This window comes from Streptomyces cucumeris (genome assembly GCF_024295805.1).
GTDB lineage: Bacteria > Actinomycetota > Actinomycetes > Streptomycetales > Streptomycetaceae > Streptomyces > Streptomyces cucumeris.
Genome location: NZ_JANCLX010000027.1, coordinates 89739 through 112591, shown reverse-complemented (window position 1 = coordinate 112591; position 22853 = coordinate 89739). Strand labels below are relative to the sequence as shown.

Below are 22853 nucleotides of genomic sequence, written 5' to 3'. Positions count from 1 at the left end.
CCCCACCGGGATCAGCAGGGTCACCACGGTCCGTCTGGGTACTGCGCCAGGCCACCGGCCTGGGCCCAGGCCGTCATCTCGCCCTGGCGGAGGTGGAGTTCTTCCAGCGAAGCTGACCGCTGCCCCGGGTCCGCCGACACTCCCTTGGCCCGCACGACCACGGTGATGGGACCGACCTCGCCGAAGTACGCGCCCTCGCCTCCGTAAGCCGAGTGGAAGGACCGCTCCATGTCGGTCACGGTGTAAAGGGCGGCGTTGGCCGCTTCCTTGGCCGGCGGATTGCCGTTGTCGGACCAGACCTCCAGCGCGACACAGTCCTGGCCATCGCGGGCCACGACGGCAGCCGCGTGGAACTGGCTCATCTCCTTCTTGGCGTCCGGTTTGCACGCGACGATCACGAACGCCTCGCCGGGCTGGGGGTTCGCCGACTCATTGCGCTCTTCGATGAAGCCCCGCGCCTGCCGGCGGTTGGTCGCGTCCGCCTTGCCGAAGTCCTTGTCGGTCCCGGCGACCGGGCCCTGACGCTGTTGGATGACATAGGTGAGCTCATGGGCGAGGGTGTGTTTGTCGCCCCCTCCCTCACCGAGTACCACATGGTTGCCGGAGGTGTAGGCGCGCGCAGCGACCGCGGCGGCCGAAGCGCGGGCGGCGCCGCCCCTGTGCACCCGGACATCGGAGAAGTCGGCGTCGAGACGGTCCTCCATCTCCCGGCGCAGCGGTTCGGCCAGTGGGCTCCCGGTCGAGCGCAGCACTGCCTGAACCGCGGTCCGCTGCGCGGTGCCCGCGTCGTCCTGCTCGCGCATGCCGTCGGCATCGCCCCGGGCGCGTCGCAGCATCTGGACGACTCCCGCGTTCCCGACCGTGCTCTGCTGACCGAGCAGAGCGCCGGGAGCCGCGGGGCGTTCGTCCTGGCGGGTCGCACGCCGGACGGGGCCCGCAGCCGGGCGATTCCGCTTGCCGGGTTCCTCATGAGAATGCTGCGCGCCCATGCGCTGCCTCCGCTGTGTGAGGGTTCACCTCACACAGATACGGGGCGCCGAGAGACGGCAGCAACGGACGCGAGGGCAGAACCCTGTGCAACGGATACAGCGCGTATGGGCATCGGCCCAGAACCGCGACCGCCTCTTCGGCCTGCGGGCCGGTACGCGCACCTGGGCGGCGCGCGCCCACTTGTCATCGATCAGTCGAAGGCCCTCAGCACCAAGCGCCCCACGGCCCCTATCCCCCGGCCGATCCAGCCGAACAACCCCACATCCGCGGCCAGTTCACCGGCGTCGGCGACGGTGCCCGCCCGGTCAACCGCTGAGTTGCACCGGGAACAGGACCGCGGCCATCGACGCTTCTGCCCGCCGCACTTCCTACATCTTGCCATGGCGCCCAGTGTCGTCCATCCTCCTGCCGATCGGCGAATACGGCCTGCCGTTCAGCCTGGATTCGACGCGTACCTGGCGGACAGGCCGGCTGAGCGAGGTCCCCTGCGCATGGCACTGACTGCCAGGCGCAGCGGTGACGTGGTGTTGGGCACGATCGGCCTGGGCGCTGTCGCCACAGCGTTGGCACCGGCCGCGATCCCGGTCGTCTGCTGGATCTGGGGTGCCATCGCCTTCGTCGACATGGCCTGGCTGCTGACCACTCACCGTCATTGACGCGCGCCCGCCCGGGTTCCCACCTCACGAGGCTCGACCCCGGCGGCGCTGGGCAGTCAGGAGATGAGCGAGCGTCCCGTGGGCGCCAGCCGCAGTGTCCGGGGCGCCGCAGACTGTTCTCTGCTGATGCCCGGCAATACCTCGTCCCGCACGAGCGGATGAGCCTGCAGCTCGGCGAGGTGTCGGCGACGCGCACTCTCGTCGGGGTAGGAGTTGACGACCACGGCGACGTTCTCGCCGGTGCGTACCGGCAGCCTGGGGAACGTATTGTCCGCCGTCTCGGTGGTCAGGACGGCGAGCGGTGCGGGTCCTGTCGCGCCGAGCGCGGGGAGGAGACCGTCCCGGATGAGTGCGATGCCGTCGGACCGTCCGGGAGGAAAGGACCAGATGGTGGCGGACACGAGCCGGTCCGATGCCGGAGCACCGACTCGGGACCGCTCGGAGGACGGGCGGACGGCAAAACCGCTCCCGGCCGACAGGGGCCGCAGCAGCAGGACATCGTCGGAGTCGAGCATGGTGGCGTTCGCCCGGGGACCGTGTTCGGCCCAGACGGGTCCGTCGTAGAAGGCCGTCAGCGCACGCTGCCGTACCGCCATGTCCGGGAACCCGCGCAACCATACGAAGCGGTCCGGATCATCGAGGTCCCGGAACTGGCCGAGTACGGCCATCCCGGTCTCCTCCTGCGTTTCGACGAACTCCGCATCGAACAATTCGATGAGTTCGTCGCGCCGTCCATGACGCAGTGTGTATTGGCGAAGCTCGATCACGGCGGGGTGGACGGCAGGGTCGGTGGGCGACACGGTGCAACTCCTCTTCGCTGCTCTTGTCCGGGCATGGACTTCCGGCCGGTTCGGTCGGAGCCGGACGCCGATGACGCTAGGGGACCCGTGTGCCACATGCTGTCAGGGTTTCCGAGGAGAATGGCGCGCATGTCTGCCGGCCGGCTGTTGTCGCTGTTGTTGCTGCTGCAAGCTCGTGGCGGCATGCCCGCCCGAAAGATCGCTGATGAGCTGGGTGTGTCCATACGGACCGCCTATCGCGACCTTGCGCGTCTGCAGTCCGCCGGGGTCCCGGTCTACGCGGAACCGGGTCGCGGGGGCGGCTATCAACTGCTCGACGGTTATCGCACCCGCCTCACCGGGATGAGCGAGGGCGAGGCGCGAGCACTCTTCTTCGCCGGACTGCCGGGGCCCGCCGCCGACTTGGGGCTTGCCGAGGAGGTGACGGCAGCACGGCTGAAGCTGCTCGCCGCGCTGCCGACGGAGCTGCGCGAGGAAGCCGCACGGACCGCGGCGGTCTTCCATCTGGACGCCCCCGGCTGGTACCGGGAACCCGAACGGACACCACAGCTGCCCCTGCTCGTCGACGCGGTGCTCACACGGCGTGCGGTGGATGTGCGCTATCGCCGTTGGCGCGCACCGCAGGAGGTGAATCGCCGCCTCCGCCCCTACGGCCTGGTGCTCAAATCCGGTACCTGGTACCTCGTGGCCGCCGTCAGCGAGAGTCGGATCGCCACCTATCGCGTCACCCAGGTCCTCGACGCGGTGCTGAGCGACGAGCGATTCAACCGGCCACCGGAATTCGACCTGGGTGCGTACTGGACCTCCTACCTCGACGACTTCGAGGCACGCCGCTACACGGGCACGGCCACCATCCGTCTGTCGCCGCGGGGACGCCGGCGCCTGCCCGACAACGTTCCTCCGGAGGTGGTGCGGGCAGTCGACTCCACCGCGACCGCCGTCGGAGAAGACGGTTGGGTCGAGGCCGACATCCCGATCGAGAGCATCGACCACGCCTGCGGGGAGCTGTTGCGGCTCGGGGTCGACGTCGAGGTCGTCGCACCTGCCGAACTGCGCCAGGCCATGACCGCCACCGTGGGTGTGCTCGCCCGGGCCTATGGAGTCCACTGACGGTGGTGGCGCCCGGACACGGCAGGTCTCGAACCCGCCGGGCCGCGGCGGTATGAAACGTCAGGGCCCTGACGGCACGTTGGTCGCTCCGACCCCTTCACCGGGCGTTCGCAGCCACGTCATAATGGCCTCGCCATGAGATAGACAACGTTGTCAACCTCACTGAATCCCTCGTCGGGAGACTGTTCACCGCGCCTTGGCTCTTCCTCCGCACTGCGAGCCCCTCGCAGCTCAGGGCGGTCTGACACCGTCCCGGTATTCGCCCAACAGAAGGGGGCATTGTTGATGCAAGCGTCCAGAAGTCCTCCGGTGCGGCGACTGCTCACCGTCGGCGCCGCAACCGCTTCGACGGTGGTGGCCCTTCTCCCGGGAATTCCCCCGGCCGGGGCCGCACCGACCACCGCAGCCCAGGTCAACCACGGCGCGCGGTACGTGGATCCGCTGATCGGATCGAGCAAGGGCGGCAATACCTTCCCCGGCGCCAGCCTGCCGTTCGGCATGATCGCCTGGTCGCCCACCAGCACCGCGGGCGACCAGACCAACACGGCGGCCGCGGGTGGCTACTCCTACGACACCACCCGGCTGCGCGGATTCTCCCTCACCCATCTCAACGGAACGGGCTGCCACCCCGGCGCCGCCGGAGACATCCCGATCATGCCCTATGCGGGTTCGGTCGACTCCTCACCCAGCGCGGACACCAAGGACGCCAAGTACGCCGCCAACTTCTCCCATGAGGAGGAGAAGGCAGAACCCGGGCGCTATCAGGTGAAACTTGACAACGATGTCACAACAGACCTGGCCGTCAGCACGCGCGCCGGTGTCGCCGACTTCACCTTTCCCCGGGACCGGCCCGCCAACCTGTTGTTCCGCGTCTCCAACTCGCTCAACGGCAGTGAGGACGCGCATATCGAGATGGACAGCGCACATCGCAAAGTGACCGGCTGGGTGGAGACCGGAGCGTTCTGCGGGCGGCGCGCCAACGGCGGTACCAACAACCGCAAGAGCTACTACCGTCTCTACTTCTCCGCGGCCTTCGACCGGGCCTTCTCCGCCACGGGCACCTGGCACGACGACCGGCTCTCACCGGGGTCCACCCGTGCCGACGGCGGGGAAGGGTACGCCACCGGTGCGGACCGCGCGGGCCGCGGTTCCGGTGGCTACGTGTCCTTCGACACCGAGCACGACGACGACGTCCGGATGCGCGTGGGCATCTCCTATGTGTCCCTGGCCGGCGCCGAGGCGAACCTCCGCGGCGAGATACCCCGGAACGCCGACGTACCTGAGGTGGCCGCCTCCGGACAGCGCGCCTGGGACCGCGCCCTGAGCGGCGTCAAGGTCTCCGGCGGGACCGAAGACCGGCGCACGGTGTTCTACACCGCGCTGTACCACGCCTTTCAGCAGCCGAATGTGATCAGTGACCGAGACGGCAGGTACCCGGGCATGGACCGCCGGGTACACGCCCTCGCCCGCGGTCAGAAGGCGCAGTACGGCAACTTCTCCGGCTGGGACCAGTACCGTGCCCACGTTCAGCTGCTCGCACTTCTCCAGCCGCGGGTCGCGGGCGACTTCGCCCAATCGCTCTACCACTTCGCCCAGCAGAACAAGGGCGTCTGGGATCGCTGGGTGCACATCAGCGGTGCCACACACGTCATGACGGGCGATCCCTCCGCGGCGACCCTTGCCACGCTGTATGCCATGGGAGTACGCGATTTCGATGTCCGGGGTGCGTTCGACTCCCTCTACCGTCAGGCCACCGTTCCGGCCCCGGACCAGTTGTCGGACGCCGGCTGCCCCGGCCAGTGCGTGTCAGCACGCCCCAACCTGACCCAGTACACGGCCCTCGGATACGCCCCGCACGACACCTGCCACTGCTGGGGCGGCGCGGCCGAGACGCTGGAAGGCTCCGTCGCCGACGCGGCCCTCGCCCAGTGGGCCCGTATGCTCGGCCGCGACGAGCAGTACCGCGCGAACGCGGCGCCTACTGGAAGCACGTCTTCAATCCCACCGCGACACCCGACACCGGTTACATCCAGGCACGCAAGGCCGACGGCTCCTGGGTGACCCCCTTCGACCCGGCCTCCGACAGCGGATTCGCCCAGGGCAGCGCCGCCACCTATGTGTGGATGGTCCCGCAGGACGTTCAGGGACTCGCCACGGCGATGGGCGGCAGGGACAAGGCCGCCATCCGCCTCGACGGCTTCTTCCACAACCCCGACGGCTCGTGGTCCGTCCAGGGCGGTGGCCCACTGCACTACGATCCCACCAACGAGCCGGGCATCCACGCCCCCTGGCTGTACAACGCCCTGGGCAGCCCGTGGAAAACGCAACAGACGGTCCGCCAGATCGTCGACACCGTGTACACGACCGGCCCGTCCGGCCTTCCCGGCAACGACGATCTGGGCACCATGTCCGCCTGGTACGTCTTCTCCGCGCTCGGGCTCTATCCCAAAGCGCCCGGCTCCGCCGACTTCCTGCTGAGCGCCCCGGTCTTCCCCCGCTCCGTCATCGCCCCGGCCGGACACCGCGGTGAGATCGTGATCGACGCACCCGAGGCGTCCGACAGCAACCTCTACATACGTTCCGTCAAACGCGACCAGCGGACCCATCGCACCTCCTGGCTCGACGGCTCCTTCGCCCGCGACGGCGGATCGCTCAGATCCCAGCTCGGCGACCGGCCCGACACCTCCTGGGCCACGGATCCGGCACACCTGCCTCGGTGATCTGCCTCATCGCCATGTGTGCATCCCTCCGGGCGGTGTGAATCGCCCGGAGGGAGACACCGGTGAGGTGACGGATCCCCCGGTGGCACCCGTCGCCGTACGTCGGACGCTCAGCGGGCGGCCACGCGTCGCACGACGGGGCGCCAGGACTCCAGAGCCGCTACCCGCAGGCCGACCACTTTCCCCGCGTCGTCGGCACGGCGCAGAGCAATCGCGGCCGTGAAGTCGGGATCGGCCTCGAACGCCGCCGCCTCCACCGAGGTCATCGGGCCGCCCTGACAGCCGAGGCTGCGGGCGCTCTCCGGGGACAGTGCGAGATCCGGGTCGACGGTGGCGAGATAGCGCTTGGCCGGGATGTGCAGGGCGACCAGCCGGGCGACTCGGGGTCCCAGCAGACCCTCGACCGCCCTCGCGGCGTGGGTGCCGTGCCCGGCTTCGTCGCCGGGCACGAGGTAGTGGCCGACGTCATGGACGAGCCCCGCCACCTGCAGTTCCTCGTCGTCCGGATGGCGTTCGGCCAGCACGGCGGCGACCTGGAGGCCGTGGTCGAGGATGTCCACCGGGTCACCGGAGCGGTCCGGGGTGTCCCAGACGTCCGCGCAGTCGGCCAGCAGAACCATGAGCGCGTCCACGGACGGTATGGGGTCATACGTCATGGGGCCCACCCTGCCGCGCCTGGGCGTACGGCAGGTAACGGCAGGTTGTCCTCAGCCACGGCATCCACACGAGGTAGTGAGCAATCCCCCTGCTATGGTGCGCCGATGTCATCGATCAAGCAGTTCCAAGTCACCTTCGACTGCGCGGAACCTGAGCGCGTCGCTCGCTTCTGGTGCGAGGTGCTGGGGTACGTCGTACCGCCACCACCGGAGGGGTTCGCCACGTGGGACGATTTCAAGCGCTCCCAGCCCGCCGAGGAACAGGGTTCATGGTTCGTCTGCATGGACCCCACAGGTGTGGGCCCGCGCATGTTCTTCCAGCGCGTTCCCGAAGGCAAGGTCGTCAAGAATCGGGTCCATCTCGACGTGCGGGTCGGCACCGGACTCGTGGGGGAAGAGCGCCTGGCCACACTTGAGGCGGAATGCGCGCGACTGGTCGCGCTCGGCGCGGTACGTGTGCGACTGCTGCTTGCCGATGACGACAACGAATCCTGCATCGTGATGCAGGACATCGAGGGCAACGAGTTCTGTCTGGACTGAGCGTCCTCAAGAAGGCTCCGCCCGCGCAGCCCGGTGCGCCGGTCATCGTGCCGCCTCGAGTGACGACTCGACGATCTTGCGGCAGGAGCCGGCCCCCGGTCAGCGCGATACCGGCCGCCGGGAAATCTCGCTTCCCGCTAAGGCACCCGCTGCGCGGCAAGATGCGGAAGTCTCCCGATGTGGTGTCCCCACCTTAGAGACGACGTTGGAAGCACAAGCAAGAGACCAGCTTCCAGCCCGTCCGAGGAGACCCCATGCTGCACCGTGAGTTCCTGGCCGCCCATCACGCCGAGCTCCTTTCCCGCGCCGCGCAGCGCCGCCTGGCCCACGAGGCCAAGCAGGCCGCGCGGGCAGCGAAGGCCGAGCGGGCCGCGAAGGCGGCCCGTACCGACGCCGACCGCCGCAAGCAGTACCGTCGCGCCGCGTGACGGAGCAGGAGCGTCGCGTGGACGGGCACCCGGCCGCGGCGGCCCGGCCGCCCGCCGACGCCGGCGCCGACGCCGACGCCGAAACCACTGTCCCTGACCTCGTACGAGATGCGATGCTCAGCATCGTGCGCACCAGTCACATCAGTCCCGTTTTCATAGGCCGCGGCGCCGAGCTGACCGCCCTCGGCGAGGCCCTGTCCCGGGCGGACGCCGGGGAGCCCGGCGCGCTCTTCCTGGGCGGCGAGGCCGGCGTCGGCAAGACCCGGCTGATTCAGGAGTTCCTCGGCCGGGCCGCCGCGGACGGGGCCGTCGTCGCCCTCGGCGGCTGCGTCGAAACCGGCGCCGACGCCCTGCCGTACCACCCCGTCTCGGCCGCCCTGCGCTCCCTGCGCCGCAAGCTCGACGCCGAGCTCCGCGCCGCCGTGGCCGGACAGGAAGGCGAGCTCGCCCGGCTCCTGCCCGAGCTCGGCGAAATGGACCGGGACCGCCCGGAGACCGACGGCCGCGCCCGGCTCTTCGAGCTCACCGTCCGCCTCCTCGAGCGTCTCGCCACGGACCGGACCCTCGTCCTGGCCCTGGAGGACCTGCACTGGGCCGACCGCTCCACCCGCGAGCTGCTCAGCTACCTGCTGCGCGCCCTCACCGACAGCCGCCTGCTCATCGTCGCCACCTACCGCGCCGACGACCTGCACCGCCGCCACCCGCTGCGCCCCGCCCTCGCCGAGTACGAGCGGCTGCGCACCGTCACCCGTCTCGAACTGCCCCGCTTCGACCGCACCGAAGTCCGCCGCCAGCTCACCGCCATCCACGGCGAGGCCCTTCCCGAGCAGGTGCTGGACCGGGTCTTCGAACGCTCCGAGGGCAACGCCTTCTTCGTCGAGGAGCTGGCGTGCAGCATCCTCGGCGGTTCCCCGGGCGGTATCAGCGACTCCCTGCGCGACCTTCTGCTGGTCCGGGTCGAGGCGCTGCCGGACGAGGTGCAGCGCGTGGTGCGGACCGCCGCCGAGGGGGGCTCCGAGGTGGAGTTCCGGCTGCTGGCCACCGTCACGGGTCTCGCCGAGGACGAGCTGATCGAGGCCCTGCGCACCGCTGTCGGCGCAGCCGTCCTGCAGCCCTCCGACGAGGGCGAGTCCTTCCGTTTCCGGCACGCCCTGATGCGCGAGGCCGTGGTCGGCGACCTGCTGCCCGGCGAGCGCTCCCGGCTCAGCCGCCGCTACGCCAAGGCGCTGGAGGCCGACCCCACGCTCGTACGGTCCGAGGAGCGGGCCGGCCGGCTGGCCCGCTACTGGTACGACGCCCGCGACCCCGCCAGGGCGCTGCCCGCCGTGATCGCCGCGGCGGCCGCCGCCCGCGGCCGGCACGCGTTCGCCGAGCAGCACCAGCTGCTCGAGCGGGCCATGGAGTTGTGGGACGACGTCCCCGAGGAGCTGCGCCGCGAGACGATGCGGCAGGGCATCGAGAACGGGCTGGCGCCGGCCATCTACCCGGATATGCCAGGCGACTTCGTGGACCTGCTCGCCGCGATCAGCGTCGCCGCGCGCCTCGCGAGCGAGCGGGAGCGGGCGCTCGCCCTCGGCAAGCGGGCGCTGCGCGAGCTGGAGGGCGACCCCCTGAGGGCGGCCTGGTTCTGGATGGAGCGGTACCAGTTGGTGCGAGACCTGTCCCGCTCCGACGGCTGGGACGAGATCTCCCAGGCCCAGAAGCTGGTCAAGGGCCTGCCGCCGTCCGTCGTACACGCCGAGGTAATGACGTATGCGGCACATTGGTACATCGTGCACCAGCCGGCGCCGAGCGCCATCGAGACCGCGGAACAGGCGGTGGAGCTCTGCCGGATAACGGGCGCCGACATCACCGGACTCGCCGCCCAGCACACCCTGGCCTGGCTTACCATCCACTCGGGCAACGTCGAGGCCGGGCTCGAGCGGGCCCGCGACGTGTGCGCCCGGGACCTGGAGCCGGGCAACGCCAACGTCCTGCTGCGCGGCTACGGCAACCTGGCCACGGCGCTGCACGGCCTCGGACGCTACGCGGAGGCCGTCGAGACCGCCGAGGAGGGCAGTGGCCTGGCCGAGCGGTACGGGCTGCCGAACACCGCCTCGTACATCGACGGCAACCTCGCCGAATCCCTTATCCACCTCGGCCGCTGGGCCGACGCCGACGACATCGTCGAGCGGGCCCTCGGCCGCCGTGGGGTGAGCGTGCGCATGCGGGCGCTGATCGCCGAGCGGAGGGCCGAACTGGCTCTGGCCCGGGGTGCTTACGACGAAGCCCGGCGCCGGATGGAGGAGGCCGGCAACAGCACCACCGGCCCTTACCCGGAGCCACAGCACACCCTGGCCGTGGGCCGCATGGCCATCGCGCTGGCGGCCGCCGACGGCCGGATTCTCGACGTCCGCTCCTTGCTGGAGACGGCGGTCGGCGAAGTCATCCCCTTCGGCCATCACCGCTACGGCTGGCCCCTGTTGTACGAGGCCGCGGCGGCGGAGGCGCGGGCCCGTGGGCTCGCGGTGGCCGAACCGGGACGCGAGGCGGCGGTGCAGCGGATACGCGAGGCGATGAAGGGCCAGCCCGATTTCGTACCCCTGTGGGCCGCACAGGCCCTGATGATCCAGGCCGAGCTGCTCACCGCCGAGGGGCAGGACGCCACCGCCCACTGGACGGACGCCGTCGCCGCCACCGAACGGTTGGAGTCCCCCACGCTGCTGGCCACTGCCCGGTTGCGGCTCGCGGAAGCCCTGATCATCCAGGGCGGCAACGGGTCCCGCACAGCGGCCGGTGAACTGCTGCGGCAGGCCGAGGCGGTAGCGCGCGAGCTGGGCGCGGCGCCGCTCGAGACGGAGATCACCACGCTCGCCGGGCGTGCCCGGATCCCGTTGCGTCAGGCCGACGGGGAGACGGCCCCTCCCCCGGCGCCGGCAGCGGCGCTGGGGCTGACCGTCCGGGAGCGGGATGTGCTGCGGCTGGTCGCCGCCGGGCGGAGCAACCGGCAGATCGCGGAGGAGCTGTTCATCTCGCCGAAGACGGCGAGTGTGCATGTCTCCAACATCCTGGCCAAGCTGGGCGCTTCAAGCCGGGGCGAGGCCGCGGCCATCGCGCACCGGCTGGGAGGTCTCGACGAGTGACGCTTCGCTGAGGTTCGTGGCGCGCTGGGGTGCCCGGAGGCGGACGCGGGTCCGGAGGCGGACGCGGGTCCGGGCCCGTCTTCGTGGCATCGCGCCGCCGGGGCGGGCACTCCTGCGATGCTGAGCGGCATGGCGACTCTCGATGGAAAGCCCGTATCAGCGGATGACCTGCTGCCGCTTGCCCTGACCGGTCTCGGGCATTTCACGTCCATGCGCGTCGGCGCCGATGGCGCCATCCGCGGCCTGGCACTCCACCTGGAACGGCTCCGGCGGGACAGCGAGATCGTGTGGGGCACCGGCCTCGACACCGGATGCGTCCTTGCATACGTCAGGCAGAGTCTGGAAGGGCGGAGCCGCCCGTGTGTCGTGCGCGTCACCATCTTCGACCCGAAGGTCGATATGGGGCATCCGGCTGAGACCGGTGAGCCGCACATCATGGTGTCCGTCCGCGGCGCCGGCGCATTGCCTCCCGAGCCGCTGCGCACGATGAGTGTGCCGTACGAGCGGGACCTGCCCCGGGTCAAACACTGCGGGCTGTTCGGCGCCCTGCAGGCCCGGCGTACGGCACAGCTCGCCGGATTCGACGACGCGCTCTTCGTCGGCCGTGACGGGCTCATCAGCGAGGGCGGCACATGGAACGTCGGATTCGTCGATCACGACGGCACCATCGTGTGGCCGGAAGCTCCCGTGTTGCCTGGCGTCACCATGGCGCTGCTCCAGCAGCACGTCGAGCACCGCATCGCCCCTGTCAGCCTGGAGCAGGCCACGGGTATGGCGGCGGCCTTCGCGACGAACACGAGCATCGGTGTCAGGCCCCTGTCGGCGCTGGATGAGACCGGATTCGCCGTAGAGCACCGCGCCTTGAGGCGGCTGCGGGATGTCTATCTGTCGATTCCCGGCGAGGCCCTGTAGGGCTCAGCGGCGGAAGGCGGCCGGAGGTGGGTCAGCCGTCCGTGCGGAGGGGCAGGGACGATTCGTGCTGGCGGACTCGTATGGCAGCCCCGGCACCCTGACCGGTCATCGGGATCGCGATCGCGCTCGCCGGAACGGGTGGCATGAATTGTCCCGCGGTTGACACCTGTCGGACTGGCCGGACCACGGTGCTCGCGCGAAGGCGTTCAGCCAGGACGCCCCCGACTCGGTACGGGGCATGCGCGGCGCGGTCAGGCGTTCATCGCCTGTTCGATGGTGGGGTGGCAGTCGATGAGGGCATCGAGGCCGACCAGGCGCAGAATACGCAGGACGGGCTCCTGGGCGGCGGCGATGCGCAGCCAGCCCTGGCTGTCAGTCACCCGCCGGTGGGCGGTGATGAAGACGTTGATCCCGCTGGAGTCCATGAAGGACACCCCACTGAGGTCCACGACGATCCGGGGTGGCTGCGGCTGGTCTTCGGACATCAGTGCGTCACCCAGCATGTCCTTCACCTCGTGGTCGATTTCGCCCCGCACGGTCACGACACGGACCCCATCGACCACTGTGCATTCGACAACAAGCCGGTGGGGCTGGTGTTCTCCCTGGTTGTCGGTCACTGTCCCCTCGACTGCATCTAGGCTTGTCCGGTCAGAACGTGCGCGGCGATTCTGCCCTATGACCACGGCGGAATACACCCAGGCGGCTGAGTCGATCGGCATCCGGTGGGCATGCGCTGGGGCGGGTACTGGCGCGCGTGCGTGAAGGGGCAGCGAGGGCGAGACGACGTGAATTCCCATGCCGGCAGTGAGGGCCGTAGCGGGTCGGATGAGCACCTGCTGCACGTCGGCTATGCCCTGGACGGGGACGACGGCTGCATCGCCGAAGCCCGCGACCATGTCAGCGCCTTCCTCGACCGGGCCCACACCGACCGGCAGCTGCCCGTATCCGCAAGTGTGAAGGGTCTCACCCAACTGGTGGCCAGCGAGCTCGTCACCAACGCCCGCAAGTACGCCCCCGGCCCCATCCTGATGGAACTCCGCATCGACGCCCGTGGCGTGGACGTCGTGGTGTGGGACAGCGACCCCGTCGTTCCCTCCGCCCGGACCGCGGATCCCGGCAGGATCGGTCAGCACGGCTTGGAGATCGTCAAGGCGGTCACCGAGGAACTCATCATCGAACAGAGGCCGATCGGCAAACGCATCACGGCCCGCATCCCGCTGCCCACGACACCCAGCGGCCCCACCACGAACCACCACGCCTGACACAGCAGCCTGTGCGACCGCCGCGGCCGCGGGGTGGTGCGGGTCCTGCTCCGGTGTTCGCCTCGGATGACCGCTTGCCGCCACGGCGGGCTGGAGGGATTCAGCGCGGAAGGCACCTCATGGCAGTGCCTCGTATGTGTTCTCAGGCGACTCGGAGGATGCTCTTGCCATGGGTTGCGCCCGAAGCGAGGCGCTGCACGGCCGTGGCCAGGTCCTCGAGAGCGTACTCGGTGGTGACGTCCACGCGGACCTTGCCCTCGGCGACGAGGCCGAGTGCGTGGCGGGCACTGTCGGCCAGCCGCTCGGGGTGGGTCTGGCTGAGCAGGTTGCTGTTGTAGGTCAGGAGCGACTTGCCGTGCATGAGGAGGTCATTGGCGTCGGCGAGGACGGGTTCGTATGTGGCGAGGTAGCCGTATGCCACCAGTCGGCCGTGTTCGGCGAGGTGCTCGAAGCCGGCGGTGCGGGTCGGGCCTCCGACCGGGTCCAGGATGACGTCGGGCTTCTCGTCGCCGAGCTTGACCGGGAACTCCTCACGGAGCAGGAGTTGGTCGTACCCGAACTGCGCGGCGTAGTCGGCCCTGTCGGCGGTGCCGACCACGCCGACGATCCGGCCCGCTCCGGCCAGTCGGGCGAATTGGGCGGCGAGCGTGCCGACCGAGCCGGCCGCGGCGTGGATCAGCACGCTCTCCCCGGGCCGCACGTGCGCGGCGGTGTTGATCAGGTCGTAGGCGGTCGGTGCGCCCCACCCGAGACCTGCGGCTGTCCTCAGCGGCAGGTCGCCGATGCCGAACGTGAGCGTGGCGGGTGCCAGGACCACCTCGGAGTAGGCGCCTGAGGTGGTCAGCGCGGTGACGGCCTCACCGACACGGTGTGCGTCGACGCCCGGGCCGACCGCGACGATGTGCCCGGCTGCCTCGAACCCCGGGACGAAGGGACGCGGTACGGCAAAGCGCCCCTCCCTGACCATGGTGTCGCCCCACTGGATCCCGGCGTAGGCCACACGGATCGCCACCTGGCCGGGACCGGGAGTGGGCTCATCCAGTTCGGTGACCCGGTACTGGTCCTCGGTGTCGAGCACGACAGCCTTCATCATTACAGCCCCCTGCGTTGACTCAGTATCCTTACAGTCAAGAAGCGTAGATATATAAGGTTCCTGAGTCAACTCATGGACCTGCTAATGAAGTGGGAGTACACGGTGGAAGCCCCGATCGACAGCGACCTCTGCACCCGGATCAGGCGATCGGAACAGGCGCTGATGGCACACCACGAGGCCGTGCTGCGTGCCTATGGGCTGACCATGACGCAGTACACCGTGCTGTTGATCCTCTCGCGCGAGGGCGGCATGTCCGGCGCCCAACTGGCCCGCTCCTGCGGGGTGACGCAGCAGAGCATGAGCAGCGTGCTGACCAACATGGAGAACAAGGAACTCATCCGCCGCGAGACCTCCCCGGTACACGCCAAGGTGCAGATCGCCACCCTCACCGATGAGGGCCAGGCGCTACTCGACCGTGCGTACCAAGAGGTGGTCGTCCTTGAGCGCGCGCTCGGCGACGCGTTCACGCCCTCCGAGCTCGCCTCGCTCTGCGAGCTTCTGGAGCGCGCCACCACCGTCCTGATCCAGCAGACGCGCAACGCCACAGCCCCGCCCGGCACCTGAGCCGCGGCCACCTGTCCGGACTGCCGCGTGCGACCCTCCTGGCCATGGCTGATGCAGACGGCGGTAAGCGATACATCTTTCTGGACCCTGATGGCACCGGCTCGGGTCAGGGCTGGATGTTCGTCATCGTGGCGGCGCCGACCGGTGTGATCTATCAGAATCAGGCGGGAGGATTCCGTTGCGCCCAATACCAGCAGGAGGGCTATCTGGTCCCCGTATTCGGTCGCGACCTGGACGATGACCTGAAGGAGATCTTCGTTCGAGAGCTGAAGGGGCAGGGATCACGGCACATGGACTGGCCGGCGGACCTGCTTGACCGGCTGCGGATTGCGGTCGCCTTCCACATCTCGGTCTCCATGGACGGCGACGATGCGTCCCCCGCTCCGCTGGCGCTCGACGAGTCCCGCCTCTCGGAAGTCGACGAGGCATGGGTACCGGTGGTGACACCCGACGGTCCCGGGATCCTCGTCTGGGAGAACTGCGACTAGGAGACTCTCCTGGAAATCCTGGTCAGCGGATTGCTCAAGAGGTGACCTCGTCCAGGAGGTGAGGGCCGTTGTTGCCCGTGTTGTTCACCGCGGTGGAGACGGGCCGGGCGTCCAGGTGACCGTCTGCGGGCTGGATGAGCAGGCCGCGCAGCTCCTCCGCGTTGTCGCGGTGAGGGTCGAGCCAGGCGTCGTAGTGGTCGGGGGTCAGGGCGAGCGGCATGCGGGGGTGAACGCGGCCGGCCGCGTCGGTGGCCTCGGTCGTGATGATCGTGCAGGTCATCAGCCAGGCGCGCTGGTCGCCCTTCTCCACGTCCGGGTCGCGCCAGTACTCATACAGACCGGCCAGGGCCATCACCTGCCCATCAGCAGGATGGATGAAGTACGGCTGCTTGCGCGCCTTGCCGCTCGTGGCATCCTTCAGCTGCTGCCACTCATAGAAGCCATCGGCGGGGAGCAGGCAGCGGCGTCTGGCAAAGGCGCGGCGGTAGGCGGGCTTTTCGTGCACGGTTTCCACCCGTGCGTTGATCATGCGGGAGCCGATCTTCGGGTCCTTGGCCCAGGAGGGCACCAGACCCCACCGCAGCGATCGCAGTTCCCTGCGTGCCGTCTCCTGGTCGTCGCTGTCGCGCGGGGCGCGCTCGAGGACGGCGTACACATCGTCGGTGGGGGCGACGTTGTAGTTCGGCTCCAGCGTCTCCTCGGAGTGCCAGTCCTTGACGCCGAAGAGCCGGGTCAGGTCCTTCGGACCACGGGTGGACACGTAGCGGCCGCACATACCACCACTGTGCCACGCACTGCCCAGGGCAGCGGGTTCTGCCAGGGCCGGTTGCTCCATGGGCTCCACCACGGCATCCGCACGGCTGTCAGCGGGCCGCCATCCGCGCAGGTGCGGCTCGGCCGACCGCCGAAGGGGGCACCGGACGTAGATGACACCTGCAGCGGTGACGCCGACGCAGGTCGCACGGCGATCACGGCTCTCCAGCAAGCCCGCCTACGCCTGACACACCCGCCGGCGGGACGCCGACACCCCGGCGGCCTCCCGCACACCGCCAGCGAGTACCGCGCAGGTGAACGCGATCGCAAGTGCCTTCCAGCCCCAGGAGGCGAGCACGATCACCGGCAGGACGAACAACGAATGGACGGCGGAGGCGGCAAAGGCCCCCCGCGCCCAACCTTCGCCGATCGCCGACCCCCGTACGGTCGCCCAGTGGCGCCACCACAGTCCGGCAGCCACCGCCGCGATACCGGCCATCACAGCAGCGGCCAGCCGAGCCAGATCAGCATCGGTCACACCGCCAGGTTCCAGGGGGTTCGAACCGGTCGAGTCCACGCTCAGTGCGACCGCAACCCAGCCGAGGGCCGCCGCACTCAGCAGAGAAGCCAGAGCCGCTGTGCGCTGTCGGCTCCAACGCGTTCCAGAGTGTATGGAGTTCGATGTCATGACTCATCATAGCCAGTGCATCTCCGCGCGAGCGGAGTCGAGTCGTGGCGGCCGAAGCGGAAGGCGTGGCCGGGCCGGGCGCGCACCTTTCACCCCGTGCCGGACAGCCGGCACACCGCTTCCTCCGTCGCCCGGTCGTCGGGCAGATAGGCCAGGAAGTGGTGGCCCGGCTCGTCGACCGCGGCCAGCTTCACGTAGCGCAGTCGCAGCTCGCCCGCCAACGGATGCCGGAAGGAACGTACGGCGGGCTGGAACACGGTGGTCACCCGCCGCTCGTACCATCGCACCGCGTCCGGGTCCGTCAGCACCTCCTCGACCACTTCGGTATACCGCGCGTCCTGCGGGTGGCGTGCTGCCTGCGCCCGGAACTGCCCCAGCAGGGCGCAGGCTTCGCGCTCCCAGTCGGCCAGAAGCGTGCGGGCGGGCTCCCATCGGAACACCAGCCACAGCAGGTTGCGCCGCTTCGGGGGCAGCCGCGCGGGGTCGGTGAGCAGCGCGGCGTATCCGGCGTTCCACGCCAGCAGGTCCCAGTGCGGATCGAGCACGACCGCCGGATTCGGAGCCATGGACTGCACCAGCGTCAGAAGGTTGCGCGACACCCAGGTGCGCGGCTCCGCTTCCGGCTGTGTCTCCTCCACGAAGGACAACACATGCGCCGTCTCGGCCGTGTCCAGCCGCAGGGCCCGTGCCACAGCTCGTAGCACCTGCGGGGAAGTACGCACCCGGCCCTGCTCCAGCCACGCGTACCAGGTACTGCTGATCCCTGCCAGCTCGGCGACCTCGTCCCGCCGAAGCCCCGGTGTGCGCCTCCTCGGCGCCGTCGGGAGGCCGAGTTCCGATGGGCGCAACCGCTCGCGGCGCGATCGCAGGAATGTGCCGAGCTCCTGACGCGGCGTTCGGGCGGCGGACCGCTCGCTCACCACAAGCCTCCCGCGCCGGTGCTCCGGCGGCCACGGTGCGGCATCGCACAGTGCATGATGCGCCTCCCCCCTCGTGGCGGCGGTGGGACGTCCGCTCGCCAGTCCTGCCGAACCCCGGACCCCGGGTCCCGGGCCGCGGGTCGGGCCCGGTCGGCAGGCTGTCAGCGATGGTAATCGCTTGAGCCCCAACGGCGGTCCGGGCCGGTGCTGGGCTGGAGTCCTGCCGGAAGAACTGAGAGGAGCCTCCCACTCGTGACCGCCACCGACCCACTCGTGACCACACCGTCAGCCACAGCCCCCGCACCCGCCCTCCCCGCGGGCGCGCTCCGCCTGCTGTGCGCCGCCGGATTCATCAGCAACTTCGACCGCTTCTGCATCGCGCCGATGCTGACCGGCATCGGCACCGAGCTCGGCGTGCCACTGGCCACCGCGGTGTTCGCCGCCAGCGCCTACTTCCTCGCCTATGGTCTGATGCAACCGGTCTGGGGCCTGGCCAGCGACCGGTGGGGACGGGTGCGGGTGATGCGGTTCTCCCTCACCGGCGCGGCGCTCGCGGCGTTCTGCTCGGCAGTCGCTCCCAACGCCCCCGCTCTGATCGGCGCGAGAGCTCTTTCCGGAGCGTTCTTCGCCGCCTCCATCGCCGCCTCGCTCACCTACGTCGGGGACATCGTGCCGGCCGAGGTACGGCAGCGCCCCTTGAGCGAACTGATGACGGCGTTCGCACTGGGCACCGCGGTCGCCACGCTCATCGCCGGCGCGCTGGCGCACCACGTCAGCTGGCGGCTGGTCTTCGCGCTGCCCGGCTTGCTCGCCGCATACCTCGCGATGGCGCTGCGCCGCCTGCCCGAACCGCAAAGGGAGTGCACCGACGCACTGCTGGCGCCGTTCCAGGTCGTGCTGCGCTCCCGGTGGCAGTGGTTCGTGATGGCCGTCGCGATGCTGGAGGGCGCCGTCCTGCTGGGCTTCCTGACGTATCTGGCACCGGCGCTGGAAGCCAACGGCGTCCCTGCCACGCTGGCCGGCGCCGTCTCGGCTCTGTACGGGGTGGGGTCGATGGCGGCGGCCCAGATGGTCAAGCGGTTGGTCGGACGATGGACGCCGGTGACTCTCATCGTGGCCGGCGGCGCCCAGATGGCCGTGGGCTACGCGGTTGCCGGGGTCAGCCAGTCCGCCCCGGCGCTGGTCGTCACCGCACTTCTGCTGGGAGGCGGCTGGTCGTTCATGCACTCCACGGTGCAGTCCTGGGCCACCGTGCTGTCCCCGGCCGCCCGGGCCACCGGCGTCGCGCTGTTCGGTGTCGCCCTGTACGTGGGCAGCGCGGTGGCCAGCGGCCTGGCCGCTGGTGCCGCGGAGGCACACGCCTACCGACCCCTGTTCCTCTTGGCGGCTGTGCTGACGCTGCCGCTCACCGTCATCGCGGCGGCAGGACGGGCTCGATACCGCTGATCCGCAGGTCACGGGTTCCGATAACCCCTTCAGGGCCGGAGCTCCCTGAAGGGGAGGGAAACGGCCTGGACGAGACGATCAGTGTGGTCCGGGCGGGCGATAAATGAATGTCCCGCGGCGGCGCCGAGCCGAGATCATGGACGGGACACGCGCCGCTACCGATGAGGATCCCACTTCCATGCCTGTTCCCGCCGACCCGACGGCTCTCCACCCGATGCCCGAGCAGCCGCGGGTGGTGTTGCTCAAACCGCTGGTGAAGTCCCCCCTGATCGAGGTCGGGGAGTACTCCTACTACGACGACCCGGACGACCCGACCGCCTTCGAGACACGCAATGTGCTCTACCACTACGGACCCGAGAAACTGGTCATCGGCAAGTTCTGCGCCCTGGCCACCGGTGTGCGGTTCATCATGAACGGCGCCAATCACCGGATGGACGGACCCTCGACCTTCCCCTTTCCCACCATGGGCGGCTCCTGGTCCGAACACTTCGACCTGCTCACCGATCTGCCCAACCGAGGTGACACCATCGTCGGCAACGACGTCTGGTTCGGCCACGGCACGACAGTCCTGCCCGGCGTACGGATCGGACACGGCGCCATCATCGCCTCCGGCTCCGTGGTCACCGCCGACGTACCCGACTACGGCATCGTCGGCGGCAACCCGGCCCGCCTCATCCGCACCCGCTACAGCGACCAGGACATCGCCCGGCTGCTGGCGGTGGCATGGTGGGACTGGCCCGCGGAGCACATCACCGAGCATGTGCGAACCATCATGTCTGGCAGCATCGCCGACCTGGAGGCCGCCGCCCCGCCTACCCGCCAGGCGTGATGACTGACGGGAAGCCACACATCGCCCCATCGCGCGCCATCCGGGCACACCCGAACACGCTCGGGATCCGGATGGAAAGCCGTCCCGCCAGAGCAACAGACCAACACACCAACCGCCGAGCCATCGCAGTCAACCCCACTCGACACTGTTCTCGCCTTGAAGGATCATTGGGCATGGAATTCCTCTGCTACCACCGCGACCGGCCCGACTCCCTGCCGCTGCGCGACGAGCTGCTCGAAGAGCACTGGGCATACATGGACCGGTACGCGAAGGAGATGATCGCCCGAGGTCCGACCCTCACCGATGACGGCGAGACGCCCACCGGAAGCGTGCACATCGTCGACCTGCCCGATCCCGCCGCGGCCCGCGCGTTCGCATTCGACGAGCCGAACTACCAGGCCGGCGTCTACCGGGACGTGCTGCTGCGACGGTGGCGCAACACACTCGGGCGCACCATGTGGGACTTCCCCGGCGGCCGGACCGGCGGCAACCGATACCTGGTCATCGGCCTCGGCACAGGGCAGGCCGCCGACCTCGCGGTGCCGCCCGATCAGGAGGGCCTGATCGCCTACGGGCCACTGCTGTCCGACGACGGCGCCGCCTGGCTCGGCACGGCGATGTTGGTGCGGGCGTCGGACCCGGACACGGCACGCGCCATCCTGTACCCGGCCGGGTACGTCGACATCGAGGTGCACAACTGGCAGTTCGGCGGTCGCCCGTCATAGTCGAGGGCCTGCGGCTGACGTGACCGCCACTTCGTCCGCATACCGGTGGATCCGAGGGTTGGCACTGAAGGATCTTCAGTTCCGCGAACTCGCCCAGAGTTGTCGGGCTGAGCACGCGGCTGCGCAGTTCTTCGGGCACGTTCTCGTACATCACCGAGACCAGGGTGGGGTTGAGCACACCGCAGGCGAGGCCCTCGATCGTCATCATCACGGCCAGCGGGGCCACGGTGTCGGTGAAGGCGGCGACCACGAAGCGAGGCACCCCGACGATGAGGAACGCGACCATGAACACCGGCCACCGCCGGAAGCGGCTGGCCACCGTTCCATAGGCCAGTGCCCCCGTGAGCACCCCCTGCACGCGAATCAGCGAGCTTGGCCGGCGGCGGCCGCCGCGTCGGCGGCTTCGGGGGCGGTCGGCTTCGCGTCGGCAGGTGGCGTGCGGTAGGCGCGAAGGGGGGCGTTGGTCGCGGACACGACGGCGATCGCCAGGATGGCGGACAGTCCGCCGAAGACCAGGGAGAAGGGGGCGGAGGTGGCCGACGCCAACAGGCCACCGCGGAAGTTGCCGAGTTCGGGGCCTGCGACACCGATGACGTGTTCCACCGAGGAGACCCGCCCCCGGTAAGCGTCCGGGGTCTCCAACTGGACCAGGGCACTACGGGTGATGACGGACAGGGTGTCGGCAGCGCCCGCCACGGCCAGGCAGCCGAGCGCCAGCCACAACGGGCCCGCCAGGCCGAAGCAGGCCAGCGCCAGGCCCCAGACACCGGCTGCGGCCAGTTGTACGAGTCCGCCACGACGCCAGCGCGTCACCGTACCGGAGAGCAGACCGGCCGTGATCCCCCCGACCGCGACGGCCGAGAGAAAGAGGCCGAGGGTCTGCGGGTCTCCCCCGAAGCGGTTCTCGTTCACCAGCGGGAAGAGCGCGATGGGCATGGCGAGCAGCGTTGCGGACAGGTCGGTGGCCATCGAGCCCCACAGCGTCGGGCGGCGCAGGACGATCAGCCAACCGCCGCGTTCCGGCCGACGCCTGCCGCCTGCCGCGCCGGCGCCTTCGGGCCGCATGGCGGGCAGGCGGATCACGGCGAGCATCGATACCGCCATGGCCACGGCCTGGGTTGCGTATGCGGCAGGGAAGTCCCAGCGGGCAATGATCAGCCCGGCCATCGCGGGACCGGCCAGCATCGCTGCCTGGAAGGAGACGTTGGTCAGCGCAAGACCGGCCGCGACCTGGTCGCCCGGCAACAGCCGGACCGGAAAGGTGCGCCGAGCAGGCGCTCCGAGAGCGCTGCAGCTCGTACTCATGGCAACCAGGACGAGCAGCAGCAGCACGTTTCGGCTCTCCGCCAGGGCCTGGGTACACATCCCTGCGGCGGCCAGCAGTTGGCCCGCGGTGGTGGCCCGCACCACCGCACGGCGGTCGAGGGTATCGGCCAACGTGCCGCCGATCAGCCCGAACAGCACCATCGGCAGGCCGGTGGCGAGCCCGATGACACCGGTGGCCACGGGATTGCCGGTGAGGTCCCAGACCTGGGCCAGCACCGCCACGTTGGCTATCTGTCCGCCGAGTTGAGAGACCGAGGTACCGATCCACAGGTCGCGAAACGACTCGCTGCTCCGCAGGGGGCGGATATCAAGGAAGCGGACTCGAACACGCCCCCTCATCTCGGTGGCTCGACAAGGTGGTGGAGGACCCGCTGCCGCATCGGCCGGCGTTCCAGCGCCCGTCGCACCTCCTCGACAACGGTGGTCATCGGGTACGGGACCTCGCTGTCCAGCTCGGCGACCGTCTCGTGGGTAGCGCGCCACTCCGCTTCCAGGAACGGCACCAGCGATCGACCGCGCTCGGTCAGGTCGATGCGCCGGGTGCGGGCGTCAGGTCCCGGCTCGGAGGTGACCAGACCCTCCTTGCGCATGGCGGCGATGGTCTGACTGATCGCGGAGTGCGAGCGCTCCAGGGACTTCGCGAGTTCGCGAATGGTCAGTGGTCCGGTGTGGGCGAGCCGGATCAGCGGATAGGCGAAGCGAGGCCGCACCCCCTCGATGCCACGCTCGACGTAGACCTGCTCGATCTCGGCGTCCATGACTGCCAGAAGCTCGTGCAAGGAGTGCCAGGGATCGGGTAGCGCTGTGGGGTCCGAAGATGTCACA

At 69.7% G+C, this 22853-nt stretch carries 24 protein-coding genes; 14 read left to right on the top strand and 10 right to left on the bottom strand.

Annotated features, from left to right (window positions below; translation table 11 throughout):
- Positions 1-20 precede the first annotated feature (20 nt).
- Positions 21-836, bottom strand: coding sequence for an eCIS core domain-containing protein (locus NMK44_RS42775; protein ID WP_374215365.1), 816 nt, complete (start codon positions 834-836; stop codon positions 21-23).
- A 645-nt stretch (positions 837-1481) separates the two neighbouring features.
- Between NMK44_RS42775 and NMK44_RS30825 the strand changes: the two genes are divergently transcribed.
- Positions 1482-1646 (top strand): hypothetical protein, encoded by a 165-nt coding sequence (locus NMK44_RS30825; protein ID WP_254749324.1) that lies wholly within the window; start codon positions 1482-1484, stop codon positions 1644-1646.
- A gap of 56 nt (positions 1647-1702) precedes the next feature.
- Here the strand turns inward: NMK44_RS30825 and NMK44_RS30820 are convergent, their stop codons facing one another.
- Positions 1703-2446: an NIPSNAP family protein gene (locus NMK44_RS30820; protein WP_254749322.1), complete on the bottom strand. Its 744-nt coding sequence runs from the start codon at positions 2444-2446 to the stop codon at positions 1703-1705.
- Positions 2447-2575: 129 nt separating this feature from the next.
- Here NMK44_RS30820 and NMK44_RS30815 point away from each other — a divergent pair, with 129 nt between their 5' ends.
- From NMK44_RS30815 to NMK44_RS42485, 3 genes are all read left to right on the top strand, one after another.
- On the top strand, positions 2576-3556 hold the full coding sequence (locus tag NMK44_RS30815) for a helix-turn-helix transcriptional regulator (protein WP_254749320.1): 981 nt from the start codon (positions 2576-2578) through the stop codon (positions 3554-3556).
- A gap of 309 nt (positions 3557-3865) precedes the next feature.
- The gene (locus tag NMK44_RS30810; RefSeq protein ID WP_308358627.1) at positions 3866-5617 is read left to right on the top strand and encodes a GH92 family glycosyl hydrolase; all 1752 of its coding nucleotides are present in this window, start codon (positions 3866-3868) and stop codon (positions 5615-5617) included.
- Complete coding sequence (locus tag NMK44_RS42485) at positions 5584-6276, top strand: glycoside hydrolase domain-containing protein (RefSeq protein WP_308358629.1); 693 nt, start codon at positions 5584-5586, stop codon at positions 6274-6276. Before NMK44_RS30810 ends, NMK44_RS42485 begins: the two co-directional genes overlap by 34 nt.
- 110 nt (positions 6277-6386) lie before the next feature.
- On the opposite strand, the gene NMK44_RS30805 is transcribed toward NMK44_RS42485, so the two are convergent.
- Entirely contained in the window at positions 6387-6932 is a 546-nt protein-coding gene (locus NMK44_RS30805; RefSeq protein WP_254749318.1) for an HD domain-containing protein, read from the bottom strand.
- A gap of 105 nt (positions 6933-7037) precedes the next feature.
- Here NMK44_RS30805 and NMK44_RS30800 point away from each other — a divergent pair, with 105 nt between their 5' ends.
- The 4 genes from NMK44_RS30800 (at position 7038) to NMK44_RS30780 (ending at position 11934) form a co-directional block, all read left to right on the top strand.
- A complete protein-coding gene (locus tag NMK44_RS30800; RefSeq protein ID WP_254749316.1) occupies positions 7038-7472 on the top strand; it encodes a VOC family protein in 435 nt (144 codons plus the stop codon).
- Positions 7473-7726: 254 nt separating this feature from the next.
- Positions 7727-7900 carry a hypothetical protein gene (locus NMK44_RS30795; protein ID WP_254749314.1) on the top strand — a complete coding sequence of 58 codons (174 nt, stop codon included), beginning with the start codon at positions 7727-7729 and terminating at the stop codon, positions 7898-7900.
- Positions 7897-11022, top strand: coding sequence for a helix-turn-helix transcriptional regulator (locus NMK44_RS42195; protein ID WP_308358626.1), 3126 nt, complete (start codon positions 7897-7899; stop codon positions 11020-11022). The genes NMK44_RS30795 and NMK44_RS42195 overlap by 4 nt, the downstream gene beginning before the upstream one ends.
- A gap of 117 nt (positions 11023-11139) precedes the next feature.
- Complete coding sequence (locus NMK44_RS30780; RefSeq protein WP_254749312.1) at positions 11140-11934, top strand: aminotransferase class IV family protein; 795 nt, start codon at positions 11140-11142, stop codon at positions 11932-11934.
- A gap of 251 nt (positions 11935-12185) precedes the next feature.
- Here the strand turns inward: NMK44_RS30780 and NMK44_RS30775 are convergent, their stop codons facing one another.
- Positions 12186-12551, bottom strand: coding sequence for an STAS domain-containing protein (locus NMK44_RS30775; protein ID WP_254749310.1), 366 nt, complete (start codon positions 12549-12551; stop codon positions 12186-12188).
- Between the two features lie 168 nt (positions 12552-12719).
- Between NMK44_RS30775 and NMK44_RS30770 the strand changes: the two genes are divergently transcribed.
- Positions 12720-13196 carry an ATP-binding protein gene (locus NMK44_RS30770; RefSeq protein WP_254749308.1) on the top strand — a complete coding sequence of 159 codons (477 nt, stop codon included), beginning with the start codon at positions 12720-12722 and terminating at the stop codon, positions 13194-13196.
- A gap of 142 nt (positions 13197-13338) precedes the next feature.
- On the opposite strand, the gene NMK44_RS30765 is transcribed toward NMK44_RS30770, so the two are convergent.
- Positions 13339-14289, bottom strand: coding sequence for a quinone oxidoreductase family protein (locus NMK44_RS30765; protein WP_254749306.1), 951 nt, complete (start codon positions 14287-14289; stop codon positions 13339-13341).
- Between the two features lie 72 nt (positions 14290-14361).
- Between NMK44_RS30765 and NMK44_RS30760 the strand changes: the two genes are divergently transcribed.
- Both NMK44_RS30760 and NMK44_RS30755 read left to right on the top strand, forming a co-directional pair.
- Entirely contained in the window at positions 14362-14853 is a 492-nt protein-coding gene (locus NMK44_RS30760; protein ID WP_254749304.1) for a MarR family winged helix-turn-helix transcriptional regulator, read from the top strand.
- 44 nt (positions 14854-14897) lie between these two features.
- On the top strand, positions 14898-15341 hold the full coding sequence (locus NMK44_RS30755) for a DUF6210 family protein (protein ID WP_254749302.1): 444 nt from the start codon (positions 14898-14900) through the stop codon (positions 15339-15341).
- A gap of 34 nt (positions 15342-15375) precedes the next feature.
- Here NMK44_RS30755 and NMK44_RS30750 read toward each other — a convergent pair whose 3' ends face one another.
- The 3 genes from NMK44_RS30750 to NMK44_RS30740 all read right to left on the bottom strand — a co-directional run bounded on the left by NMK44_RS30750 (position 15376) and on the right by NMK44_RS30740 (position 17702).
- On the bottom strand, positions 15376-16116 hold the full coding sequence (locus NMK44_RS30750; RefSeq protein ID WP_254749345.1) for an SOS response-associated peptidase: 741 nt from the start codon (positions 16114-16116) through the stop codon (positions 15376-15378).
- Positions 16117-16332: 216 nt separating this feature from the next.
- Positions 16333-16632: a hypothetical protein gene (locus NMK44_RS30745; protein WP_254749300.1), complete on the bottom strand. Its 300-nt coding sequence runs from the start codon at positions 16630-16632 to the stop codon at positions 16333-16335.
- A gap of 239 nt (positions 16633-16871) precedes the next feature.
- Entirely contained in the window at positions 16872-17702 is an 831-nt protein-coding gene (locus NMK44_RS30740) for a helix-turn-helix domain-containing protein (RefSeq protein ID WP_254749299.1), read from the bottom strand.
- Between the two features lie 252 nt (positions 17703-17954).
- Here NMK44_RS30740 and NMK44_RS30735 point away from each other — a divergent pair, with 252 nt between their 5' ends.
- From NMK44_RS30735 to NMK44_RS30725, 3 genes are all read left to right on the top strand, one after another.
- Complete coding sequence (locus tag NMK44_RS30735; protein WP_254749298.1) at positions 17955-19148, top strand: MFS transporter; 1194 nt, start codon at positions 17955-17957, stop codon at positions 19146-19148.
- Between the two features lie 178 nt (positions 19149-19326).
- Positions 19327-19977: a CatB-related O-acetyltransferase gene (locus tag NMK44_RS30730; protein ID WP_254749297.1), complete on the top strand. Its 651-nt coding sequence runs from the start codon at positions 19327-19329 to the stop codon at positions 19975-19977.
- A 173-nt stretch (positions 19978-20150) separates the two neighbouring features.
- Complete coding sequence (locus tag NMK44_RS30725) at positions 20151-20702, top strand: YciI family protein (RefSeq protein ID WP_254749296.1); 552 nt, start codon at positions 20151-20153, stop codon at positions 20700-20702.
- 363 nt (positions 20703-21065) lie between these two features.
- Here the strand turns inward: NMK44_RS30725 and NMK44_RS30720 are convergent, their stop codons facing one another.
- Entirely contained in the window at positions 21066-22367 is a 1302-nt protein-coding gene (locus NMK44_RS30720) for an MFS transporter (RefSeq protein ID WP_254749295.1), read from the bottom strand.
- Positions 22364-22786: a MarR family winged helix-turn-helix transcriptional regulator gene (locus tag NMK44_RS30715; RefSeq protein ID WP_254749294.1), complete on the bottom strand. Its 423-nt coding sequence runs from the start codon at positions 22784-22786 to the stop codon at positions 22364-22366. The genes NMK44_RS30720 and NMK44_RS30715 overlap by 4 nt, the downstream gene beginning before the upstream one ends.
- Positions 22787-22853 lie beyond the last annotated feature (67 nt).